Source organism: Thauera butanivorans NBRC 103042 (assembly GCF_001591165.1).
Classification (GTDB): Bacteria; Pseudomonadota; Gammaproteobacteria; order Burkholderiales; family Rhodocyclaceae; genus Thauera; species Thauera butanivorans.
This window is the reverse complement of the sequence record NZ_BCUG01000058.1, coordinates 23229-33105: the sequence shown is the minus strand read 5'-3', so window position 1 is coordinate 33105 and position 9877 is coordinate 23229. Positions and strand designations below refer to the sequence as shown.

Below are 9877 nucleotides of genomic sequence, written 5' to 3'. Positions count from 1 at the left end.
GGGTAGCGTCTCCTCGATCTATTTACAAAACAAACGGAACAAAATGTTCCGATATCAGAAATTCTAACGAACTCTAGACAATGAGAAACGGCGAGTCAACAACAAAATACAGAAAACGATACCAACCGTACCGATATTTATAGAAAAAGCAGCACGGCATGCTGGACAAGCCTCTGTCGAGACGGGCATGCTGCGGTCTCGGGCCAAAAAAACGGTACGATGCCTACCCTTTCATGGAACGGAATGAAGGCATCGACATGAACGAGCGTCCCGGACACGCCAGGCTCGACGGCGACACACCCACGATGCGCCTGCTTGCGCTGCTTGAAGTGATCGCCGCCAAGGATCAACTGGTGACGCTGCAAGGGCTGGTCGAGGAGACCGGACTGCCGAAACCGACCGTCCACCGCATGCTGCAGCAGCTCGAGGCGGCCGGCATGCTCCAGCGCGACAGCGACGGGCGCCAGTACGGTACCGGCGCACGCCTGCGCCGCCTGGCCGAGAATCTGCTGCTCAACGACACGCTGCACGGCGCACGCCACACCGTGCTGCGCCAGCTCGTCGAGGAGATCGGCGAAAGCTGCAATCTCACCGCGCTGTCGGGCAGCGAAGTGCTCTACCTCGACCGGGTCGAGACGGCCGCCCCGCTACGCTTCTACCTGCACCCGGGGTCGCGCGTCCCGGTCCATTGTTCGGCGAGCGGCAAGCTCTTCCTGGCGCAGATGACGCCCACCCAGCGCCGCCGCCTGCTGGCGCACGCCCCCTTGATGCAATACACGCCACGCACGCTGGTGGAAATCGATGCGCTGGAAGCGGAAATCGAGCATGTCAGCCACGTCGGCTACGCTTTCGACAACGAGGAATTCCTGCCCGGGCTGTTCTGCATCGCCATGCTGGTGCCTTCGCCCACGGGCCGCTCGAACATGGGGATCGCGATCCAGGCGCCGATCATGCGGATGACCGAGCACAACGCCCTCGACTCGCTGCCCGCGCTGCGGCGAGCCGTCGATGCCCTGGCCGCCATCGAGGCCGAAAACGCCGGCCTGCCCGCGCCGGCCTGAAACGCCGGCGGGCCGCGATCACACGTCGTTGTCGCTATCGGCCGCCAGCACATCGGGCAGCAGCCCGCCGCCGATGCCGTCCAGTTCGAGTTCGACGGTCTGCAGCATGTCCGTACGCATGGGCGTCCGCAAGGCATGCTGCGCGCCGCTGAAGATATCGCGCTCGAGCACCGAAACGGCCTCGATCCAGGCATTCGACGCTTCGCAGGCCGGCTTGTCCTCGCCCTGGCGGCAGACCGTCAGCGCTTTCCCCTCCAGCGTGAAATGCATGCCCGGCAGCGGCCGCACACGAATCTCGTCGTCGGCCTGGACGACGAAGCGCAGCATGCTGTCGCGCTCGTCGCCGAGGAGGTCGAGAATCAGCGCGGGCAAGGCATAGATCGGCAAATCGCCGGTACGGACCGGGCCGCGGCGGCCGTCGATGACGACCAGCGGCGTGGCGACCAGCGTACGGAACATGGCGTCGTCGAACTCGCTGCGGTTGGCGGCGAGCAGGCCCGATTCGGCATAGCCGCCATGATTCCAGCCCAGCGACGGCAGATGGTCGCCGAACAGCACGATGATGGCCTCGGGGTCGCGCTCGCGCAGTTCGCGCAGGAAAGCCATCAGCTCGCGCGACTTGTAGTAGACGGTATTGGCATACGCCGCCACCAGTTCGTTCTCGCTGCGGGCCTCGATGACCGGCGGGCGCGCTTCGTTGAGCGGATAGTCGAGATGGCCGAAATAGGTCAGCACGTAGTTGAACAGCGGCTGGCCGTTCTCCAGATCCGGGCCGATGCGCTCCAGCACCTGGCGATAGAGCGAGGCATCGCTGAGGAACTCGCGATTCATATCGTCGAGGACGAAGTCGCGGTCGGACCAGTACTGCCCGAAGCCGAGCCGGCCGTAGGCGTTGATGCGATTCCAGAACGGCGCGGAATTGGGATGGGAGGCGATGCTGCGATAGCCCGCTTCGCCGAGATGACGCGGCAGGCAAGGCACGTCGCGGCGCAGGCTGCCTTCGAAGAACACCGCGTCGGCCCGCACCGGGAAGCCGCACAAGGCCTCGAACTCGGCATTGGCAGTATAGCCGCCGAACACCGGCGACAGCGCCCTGGCATTGCCGGTGGCCTTCCACAGCTTGCGGAAAGCCGGGTCGAGCGGGTCGGCCGACAGCCCGGCCGCCTTCAGCGGCGTCGGATCCCAGAAGGATTCGAGCACGATCATGTGCACGTTGCGGCCGGCACCGCCACTCGACTGCTGCGCCGCCTTGAAGAAACCGCTGGGCGGCTTGGCCCCCAGCCGTGCCAGCGCCTCATCGACTTCGCCGGCCTGCGGCGGCGGCAGGCGGCGCGACAGATTACGTGCAGCCTCCTGGGCAAGGTGGATGGGCAGGCCGCGCATCTCGTAGTTGCCGCGCTGGTTCCACACCCAGTCGCCGAAACGGGCGTCCATCCAGCTCACGACCGGCGCCGGATGCCGCACCACCGCCATCACCGCCAGCGCCACGCCGGCCAGCGCCAGCCAGGCCCGCGGCTGCCGCCAGGCGAACATCCACAGCAGGCCCGCCAGCGGCACCGCCAGCATGGCGACGCTGCCCCACAATTGCCAGCCTTCGAGCAACAAAAAGAGATTCTTTGCGGCGATGAAATCGTCCGGCATCACCGGCCCGCCGAGCACCGCGAGCTTGATCGCGTTGGACACGGTAAAGGCCGAAAACACGATCGCCATCGCCAGCGCAAAGCGCTTCAGGCTGCGAGCCATCAGGAACAGCGCCGTCCCCGCCAGCAGATGGGCAGCCAGGTCGCGCAGCCAGGCGTCCTGCCCCGGCGATACGCCGATGGCAAAGGCGATACCGGCCTGCGCAGCCACGTACCATGCCATCACGATACCCATCGCACAGGCCCAGCCGCGCAGCATCGTGAGCGACGGGGTTGACGGTGGAGTGATGGAATGGAACAGGGCGGAACGGGACACGGCGATACTCCCGGACTGGATGGCCGGCAATAATACCGCTGTAACATCACTGTGAATCGGAATCCGCCCCGCGCTTGCGGCAATGCAACAGGCTCAATTGCGACAAGGCATTACGCCCGACGCCGGCAAAAACGAGGCGGCGGCCCGCAGGCCGCCCCCCAATCACCGATGAGCGCCGAAGCTCAGCGCGGCAGCAGACTCTCGCCCATCAGGAACTCATCGACAGCAGACGCGCACTGCCGGCCTTCGCGCCTTGCGGGCCAGCCGGCCCGCAATCGTCAACTCCCCTTGCGGGCGATTCCGTCAGCGCGGCAACAGGCTTTCACCCATCAGATACTCGTCGACAGCACGTGCGCACTGCCGACCCTCGCGAATCGCCCACACGACCAGCGACTGCCCACGGCGCATGTCGCCGGCAGCGAAAACCTTGGGCACGTTGGTGGCGTAGCAGCCTTCGCCATCGGTGGCGGCGCTGGCGTTGCCGCGCGCGTCCTTGGCCACGCCGAAGGCATCCAGCACGCCGCCCACCGGGTTGGTGAAGCCCATCGCGAACAGCACCAGGTCGGCCTTGATCTCGAACTCCGAACCCGGCACTTCGACCATCCTGCCGTCCTTCCATTCGAGGCGACAGGCTTTCAGCGCCTTGACCTTGCCGTTCTTGCCGATGAATTCCTTGGTGGCGACGGCGAAGTCGCGCTCGCAACCCTCTTCGTGCGAGGACGAGGTGCGCAGCTTGGTCGGCCAGTAGGGCCAGGTCAGCGGCTTGTTCTCCTGCACCGGCGGCATCGGCATCAATTCGAACTGGGTCACGCTCGCCGCGCCGTGGCGGTTGGAGGTGCCGACGCAGTCCGAGCCGGTGTCGCCGCCGCCGATCACGACCACGTGCTTGCCCTTGGCCGAGATCGGGTTGGGCTTGTCGCCGGCGACCTGCTTGTTCTGCGGAATCAGGAACTCGAGGGCGAAATGCACGCCGCCGAGTTCGCGGCCCGGCACCGGCAGGTCGCGCGGCACTTCGGCGCCGCCGGTCAACACGACAGCGTCGAAATCCTGCTGCAGCTGTTCGGCGCTGATCACTTCGGTGGCGTCGTTGACGATGCCGGCGGGCATTTCCTCCGCCCCGACCAGCACGCCGGTGCGGAAGCGCACGCCTTCGGCCTGCATCTGCTCGACGCGGCGGTCGATCAGCCACTTTTCCATCTTGAAATCGGGAATGCCGTAGCGCAGCAGGCCGCCGACGCGGTCGTTCTTCTCGAACACCGTCACCTCATGGCCGGCGCGCGCCAGTTGCTGGGCAGCGGCCAGGCCGGCGGGGCCGGAACCGACCACCGCGACCTTCCTGCCGGTCTTCACGTCCGCCGGCTGCGGCACGACCCAGCCTTCGTCCCAGGCCTTGTCGATGATCGCGTGCTCGATCGACTTGATGCCGACCGCGTCGCTGTTGATGTTCAGCGTGCACGCCGCTTCGCAGGGCGCGGGGCAGATGCGGCCGGTGAACTCGGGGAAGTTGTTGGTCGAATGCAGCACCTCGATCGCTTCGCGCCAATGGTTGCGATACACGAGGTCGTTCCAGTCCGGAATGATGTTGTTGACCGGGCAGCCGTTGTTGCAGAACGGCACGCCGCAGTCCATGCAGCGCGCTCCCTGAATCGCGGCCTGCTCGTCGGTCAGGCGGACGACGAACTCCTTGTAGTTCTTCAGCCGCTTGTCGACCGGCGCGTAGGCCTCGGACAGACGCTGATATTCGATGAATCCGGTTGGCTTGCCCATTTATGCGGCCTCCTTCTCAGCTTCGCGCTGCTCCGCCATCTCGGACAGCGCGCGACGATACTCATGCGGGAACACCTTGACGAACTTCTTCCGCCAGACGGCCCAGTTGTTCAGGATCTCGCGGGCGCGGACGCTGCCGGCGAAGCGGACGTGGCGCTCGATCAGGCCCTTGAGGATCAGTTCGTCGCCCATCGTCAGGTGGTCGATGTCGACCCTGCCGTGGGATTCGAGCTCGTCGCCCGACTCCGAGCCCTGGCGTGCGGCGATCTCGTCCGGCAGCGGCTCCAGCGAAACCTGCGCCATGTTGCAGCGCTGCTCGAAGCTGCCGTCCTCGTCCAGCACGTAGGCGACGCCGCCCGACATGCCGGCGGCGAAGTTGCGGCCGGTCTGGCCGAGCACCACCACGGTGCCGCCGGTCATGTATTCGCAGCCGTGGTCGCCCACGCCTTCCACCACCGCGGTGGCGCCGGAGTTGCGCACTGCGAAGCGCTCGCCGGCGACACCGGCGAAATACACCTCGCCCTCGGTCGCGCCGTACAGCACGGTGTTGCCGACAATGATGTTGCTGCCGGTGTCGCCGCGGAATTCGGCCTTCGGCTTGACCACGATGCGGCCGCCCGACAGGCCCTTGCCGACGTAGTCGTTGCCCTCGCCCACCAGTTCGAGCGTGATGCCGCGCGCGAGGAAGGCGCCGAAGCTCTGGCCGGCGGTGCCGTTGAGGCGGATGTGGATGGTGTCGTTCGGCAAGCCGGCATGGCCCCAGGCCGCCGCCACCTTGCCCGACAGCATCGCACCGACGGTGCGGTTGATGTTGCGCACCGGCAGGTCGATGTTGACCTTCTCGCCCTTCTCCAGCGCCGGCTTCGCCAGCGCGATCAGTTGCTGGTCGAGCGCGCCGTCTAGGCCGTGATCCTGGCCTTCGGTATGCAGGCGCGGCACCTCGGCCGGCACCGGCGGCAGGTAGAAGATGCGCGAGTAGTCCAGGCCCTGCGCTTTCCAGTGCGAGATGCCGGCCTTCATGTCGAGCAGGTCGGCGCGGCCGATCAACTCGTCGAACCTGCGCACGCCCAGCTGGGCCATCAGTTCGCGCACTTCCTCGGCGACGAAGAAGAAGAAGTTGACCACGTGCTCGGGCTGGCCGGAGAAGCGCTTGCGCAGTTCGGGATCTTGCGTCGCCACGCCCACCGGGCAGGTGTTGAGGTGGCACTTGCGCATCATGATGCAGCCTTCGACGACCAGCGGCGCAGTGGCGAAGCCGAACTCGTCGGCGCCCAGCAGCGCGCCGATGACGACGTCGCGGCCGGTCTTGATCTGGCCGTCGACCTGCAGGCGGATGCGCGAGCGCAGGCGGTTCAGCACCAGCGTCTGCTGGGTCTCGGCAAGACCGAGCTCCCACGGCGAACCGGCATGCTTGATCGAGCTCCACGGCGAGGCGCCGGTGCCGCCGTCATGGCCGGCGACGACGATGTGGTCGGCCTTGGCCTTGGCCACGCCGGCCGCCACCGTGCCGATGCCGATCTCGGACACCAGCTTGACCGAGATACTCGCGGCCGGGTTGGTGTTCTTGAGGTCGTGGATGAGCTGGGCCAGGTCCTCGATCGAGTAGATGTCATGGTGCGGCGGCGGCGAGATCAGGCCGACGCCCGGCACCGAGTGGCGCAGGAAGCCGATGTATTCCGACACCTTGTGGCCGGGCAGCTGGCCGCCTTCGCCGGGCTTTGCGCCCTGGGCCATCTTGATCTGGATCTGGTCGGCATTGACCAGGTATTCGGTGGTGACGCCAAAGCGGCCCGAGGCGACCTGCTTGATCGCCGAGCGCAGCGAATCGCCGGCCTGCAGCTCGAGGTCGCGCGCGATGCGCTTCTCGCCGATCACCTGCGACAGCCTGATCGCCTCGGTCAGCGGCTTGAAGCGCATCGGGTCCTCGCCGCCCTCGCCGGTGTTCGACTTGCCGCCGATGCGGTTCATCGCCACTGCCAGCGTGGTGTGCGCTTCGGTCGAGATCGAGCCGAGCGACATCGCGCCGGTGGCGAAGCGCCTGACGATCTCCTTGGCCGGCTCGACTTCTTCCAGCGGCACCGGGGTGGCCGCGGTCTTCAGCTCGAACAGGCCGCGCAGCGTCATGTGGCGCTTGCCCTGGTCGTTGATGATGCGGGCGTATTCCTTGTAGGTGTCGAACTTGCCCGAGCGCGTCGAATGCTGCAGCTTGGCGATCGCGTCCGGCGTCCACATGTGCTCTTCGCCGCGGACGCGGAAGGCGTATTCGCCACCGGCGTCGAGCATGTCGTGCAGCACCGGGTCGGCGCTGAAGGCAGCCTCGTGCTGGCGGATCGCCTCTTCCATGACTTCGAACAGGCCGATGCCTTCGACCTGGCTGGTGGTGCCGGTGAAGTACTTGTCGAGCAGCGCCTGCTGCAGGCCGACGGCTTCGAAGATCTGCGCGCCGGTATACGACATGTAGGTCGAGATGCCCATCTTGGACATGACCTTCATCAGGCCCTTGCCGATCGCCTTGACGAAGTGCTTGACGTACTTGGCAGCCGACTCGGTGTCACCGGCGAGGTGCTGCAGGGTCTCGAGCGCCAGGTAGGGGTGCACCGCCTCGGCGCCGTAGCCGGCCAGCACCGCGAAATGGTGCACTTCGCGCGCCGAGCCGGTCTCGACCACCAGGCCGGCGCGGGTGCGCAGGCCCTTCGCCACCAGGTGCTGGTGGATCGCCGACAGCGCCAGCAGCGCCGGAATGGCGACGCGCTCGGCGGCCAGCTTGCGGTCGGACACGATCAGGATGTTGTAGCCGCCCAGCACCGCGTTCTCGGCGTCGGCACAGAGCGAGGCCAGGCGCGCTTCGACGCCCGCCTTGCCCCACGCGGCCGGGTAGCAGATGTCGAGCTCGGCCGAGCGGAACTTGTTCTGCGTGTAGCGCGCGATGTTGCGGATCTTGGCCATGCCGTCGAAGTCCAGCACCGGCTGGCTCACTTCGAGGCGGAACGGCGGGTTGATCTCGTTGATTTCGAGCAGGTTGGGCTTGGGTCCGATGAAGGACACCAGCGACATCACCATCTGCTCGCGGATCGGGTCGATCGGCGGGTTGGTGACCTGGGCGAAGAGCTGGCGGAAGTAGTTGAACAGCGGCTTGTTCTTGCTCGACAGCACCGCCAGCGGCGAGTCGTTGCCCATCGAGCCGGTCGCTTCCTCGCCCGCCTTGCCCATCGGCTCGAGGATGAACTTGATGTCTTCCTGGGTGTAGCCGAAGGCCTGCTGGCGGTCGAGCAGCGGCGCCACGCGCCCGCCCTCGGCGTCGGCCACACTGCCGACCGGGGCGGCCAGGCTGTCGAGCTTGATGTTGATGCGGCGCAGCCAGTCGGCGTAGGGGCGGGCGTTGGCCAGCGACTCCTTGAGTTCCTGGTCGCCGATGATGCGGCCCTGCTCCATGTCGATCAGGAACATCTTGCCCGGCTGCAGGCGCCACTTCTTGACGATCTTGCTGTCGGGAATCGGCAGCACGCCGGACTCGGAGGCCATGACGACGAGGTCGTCGTCGGTGACGAGGTAGCGCGCCGGGCGCAGGCCGTTGCGGTCGAGCGTGGCGCCGATCTGGCGGCCATCGGTGAAGGCCACCGCGGCCGGGCCGTCCCACGGCTCCATCATCGCCGCATGGTATTCGTAGAAGGCACGGCGCTTCTCGTCCATCTGCGCGTGCGATTCCCAGGCTTCGGGAATCATCATCATCATCGCGTGGGCGAGCGAGTAGCCGCTCATGACCAGCAGTTCGAGCGCGTTGTCGAAGGAGGCCGAGTCGGACTGGCCGGGGTAGATCAGCGGCCAGATCTTCTGCAGGTCCTCGCCCAGCAGCGGCGAATGCACGCCCTTCTCGCGCGCGCGCATCCAGTTGTAGTTGCCGCGCAGGGTGTTGATTTCGCCGTTGTGGGCGATGTAGCGGAACGGGTGGGCCAGATCCCACTTCGGGAAGGTGTTGGTGGAGAAGCGCTGGTGCACCAGCGACAGCGCCGACACCGTGCGCGGATCGACCAGGTCGAGGTAGTACTCGCCGACCTGGTTCGCCAGCAGCAGCCCCTTGTAGTTCACCGTGCGCGCCGACATCGACACCATGTAGAACTCCTTGCCGTGCTTCAGGGCAAGGGCGCCGATGGCGTTGGCGGCACGGCGGCGGACGACGTAGAGCTTGCGTTCGAGCGCTTCGGTGACCATCACGTCGGCACCGCGGCCGATGAAGATCTGGCGGATCACCGGCTCCTTGGCCTTCACCGTCGGCGACATCGGCATCTCGGGGTTGACCGGCACGTCGCGCCAGCCGAGCACGACCTGGCCTTCGGCGACGACGGCGCGCTCGATCTCTTCCTCACAGGCCAGGCGCGAAGCAGCTTCCTTGGGCATGAAAACCATGCCGACGCCGTACTCGCCGGGCAGCGGCAGCATCACGCCCTGCTTCGCCATTTCCTCGCGGTAGAGCTGGTCGGGAATCTGGATCAGGATGCCGGCGCCATCGCCCTGCAGCGGATCGGCGCCGACCGCGCCGCGGTGGTCGAGATTCTTCAGGATTTCGAGGCCCTGGAGCACGATCTCATGGGTTTTCCTGCCCTTGATGTGGGCGATGAAACCCACGCCACAGGCATCATGTTCGTTGGCTGGATCGTACAGACCCTGCTTTTGGGGCAGTTCCATCTTCTTTTCCTCAAAAACGACAGAAGAGATCACGCGCTGGCCTCTCATTCGAAGCTCGCCAGACAAACCGAGCGCGCACAAAAAAGCCGGGCGCGTGCGCACCGGCTCCATGTACCGCACCAAATTGGTGCAAAAAACCTTGTTTTATCGACCGATGCACCACAATGGAACTATTGCATGCACCATTTTGGTAATCAGTAGCGAAAATCCGCTTGACAAAAAAACTATACGCCCCGGAAACACTGGCTTCAAGAATTTTTTTGCGCTGCGACATGCCCTTTTGAAGCAGGAATCGGGCCAGAAAAGGCACTCTTCTGGAGCAGCGGTGAGCTGCGCGGCCCGGCTCATTGTGCTTCCCAAGGAGCCCCCGCCGTAGGAGCGGCTTCAGCCGCGAACAGAGCTGCGATGCC

Annotated in this window: 4 protein-coding genes; 1 reads left to right on the top strand and 3 read right to left on the bottom strand. The window is 65.8% G+C overall.

Annotated features, from left to right (window positions below; translation table 11 throughout):
* The first annotated feature begins 257 nt into the window (after nt 1-257).
* Complete coding sequence (locus TBU01S_RS19070) at nt 258-1061, top strand: IclR family transcriptional regulator (protein WP_068639050.1); 804 nt, start codon at nt 258-260, stop codon at nt 1059-1061.
* Nucleotides 1062-1079: 18 nt separating this feature from the next.
* On the opposite strand, the gene TBU01S_RS19065 is transcribed toward TBU01S_RS19070, so the two are convergent.
* The 3 genes from TBU01S_RS19065 to TBU01S_RS19055 all read right to left on the bottom strand — a co-directional run bounded on the left by TBU01S_RS19065 (nt 1080) and on the right by TBU01S_RS19055 (nt 9467).
* Nucleotides 1080-3017, bottom strand: coding sequence for an LTA synthase family protein (locus tag TBU01S_RS19065; protein WP_245650983.1), 1938 nt, complete (start codon nt 3015-3017; stop codon nt 1080-1082).
* 303 nt (nt 3018-3320) lie between these two features.
* The gene (locus TBU01S_RS19060) at nt 3321-4784 is read right to left on the bottom strand and encodes a glutamate synthase subunit beta (protein WP_068639048.1); all 1464 of its coding nucleotides are present in this window, start codon (nt 4782-4784) and stop codon (nt 3321-3323) included.
* Nucleotides 4785-9467 carry a glutamate synthase-related protein gene (locus TBU01S_RS19055; RefSeq protein ID WP_068639046.1) on the bottom strand — a complete coding sequence of 1561 codons (4683 nt, stop codon included), beginning with the start codon at nt 9465-9467 and terminating at the stop codon, nt 4785-4787.
* Nucleotides 9468-9877 lie beyond the last annotated feature (410 nt).

Coding starts and splice junctions, on each gene's coding strand:
- TBU01S_RS19070 (WP_068639050.1), top strand. CDS start 258: ATGAACGAGCGTCCCGGACACGCCAGGCTCGACGGCGACACACCCACG.
- TBU01S_RS19060 (WP_068639048.1), bottom strand. CDS start 4,784: ATGGGCAAGCCAACCGGATTCATCGAATATCAGCGTCTGTCCGAGGCC.
- TBU01S_RS19055 (WP_068639046.1), bottom strand. CDS start 9,467: ATGGAACTGCCCCAAAAGCAGGGTCTGTACGATCCAGCCAACGAACAT.